The 1,357-nt window shown below is 74.5% G+C and carries 1 protein-coding gene and 1 pseudogene; both read right to left on the bottom strand.

Annotated features, from left to right (window positions below; genetic code table 11):
- Window positions 1–937: pseudogene (locus tag NHG85_RS09770) on the bottom strand (hypothetical protein); the annotation flags it as partial.
- 113 nt (window positions 938–1,050) lie between these two features.
- A partial coding sequence (locus NHG85_RS09765; protein WP_253331908.1) for a hypothetical protein occupies window positions 1,051–1,357 on the bottom strand: 307 nt, incomplete at its 5' end.

The raw sequence follows: 1,357 nt of genomic DNA, 5'->3' as shown, positions 1-1,357 counted from the left end.
GGGTGCCGCGCGCGGCCCCCGGCTCGCTTCCGGGCAGCTCGACCGCCGCGAGATCCTGCCCGCCCGCCCCGGCCTCGCCGCCCAGGAGTGCGGCTTCCGAGACCAGCGCCGAAAAACTCAACGGGGCGGAGGGTTGCGAGATCGTGGTGCCTGCCGACGGCGCGGGCTGCCCGGGCGCTGCGGCCTTTTCCGTCACGAGACCCGCGGGCGTCTCGCCTTGCCGGGGCTCGGCTGCGATCATCGCTACCCCGCGCGGGGCCGCCTGATCCTGAGCGGGGACGAGAGGTTGCATCGGGGCCGACGGGTCGCCGGACGCTTCGGCGGGCATGAAAGCCGTCGCGGTGGAGGGGGTCGCAGGGGAAGGCTTCGTTGGCGAGAGCGTCGCAGTGGAAGCCCCCGTCGCGGAGGGCGCCATGGTGGAAAGAGCCGTGGCGGAAGGCGCCGTGGCGGAGGGCATTATGCCGGAAGCAACCGCCATCGGCCCGGCGGTCGTCGATCCGGAAGGGTCCATGCCCATCGCCGTGGCGGCGGTGTCGAGCAGGTTGGACATCCGCGTCAGGGCGGCGATGGCGCGCTCGGGCCCAGCCCCGCCCATGGCCGCCTGCACCGCCGCGACCGCCTGCGCCGATCCGGGCGGCACCGAAAAGACCATGGCCGGAAGCGCGTCGGCCTCCTGCGTGCCGGAGGGCAGCAGCCCGCCCAGCTCGGTGCCATGCGCGGCGTCGAAGGCGGCGATCGTCTCGCTCAGCCCGGTCTGCATATGCACGATGGCCTCCGCCTGCGCGGTCTCGTCCCCGCCGGCGGCGACGAGCCGCGCCAGCCCGTCCTGCGCCACGGCTTCGAGGTCGCCTTGCAGCTCATCGAGCGGCGTCGTCGCCTTGGGTGGTTCGGTCTGCGCCGCATCTCCCTGCGCCGCCCGGCCCTGCTGCGCGCTCATGAGAGCGGCGAAGCCCGGGGCAGCCCCCTCGGGTGCACCCGGCTCCGGCCGCGCGGCCATGGGCGGCACCTGCCCGGTCGGAAAGGAGGGGACTGGCACGATCATCGCGGGCCTCAGCCCTCGCGGGCGGTTTCGCCCTGCGCGGCGCGAGCGTCGCGCAACACCGTCTCCACGCGTTGGCCGATCTCGCGCAGCCAGGTGTCATGCGTCCGTGCCTCGGGCGCAAAGCGCACCAGCTCGGCCGTGGCCAGCCCCGCCGCAGGCGGCACGAAGCTCGCGTCGAGCGAGGTGAGATAGTCGTGCAGGCGCGGGCTGCTCAGGAACAAGGGCCCGCACAGAAGCTCATCGGGGTCGGAGCCGCGCACGACCGGGCCGGTCCACAGGCTGGCCAGCGCGGCGGCGAGGCCGATGCGGAAGGGC

The organism is Limimaricola litoreus (assembly GCF_024159025.1).
Taxonomy (GTDB): domain Bacteria; phylum Pseudomonadota; class Alphaproteobacteria; order Rhodobacterales; family Rhodobacteraceae; genus Limimaricola; species Limimaricola litoreus.
Note: the sequence above shows the minus strand (reverse complement) of the source record. Positions and strands in the feature narration are given on the sequence as shown.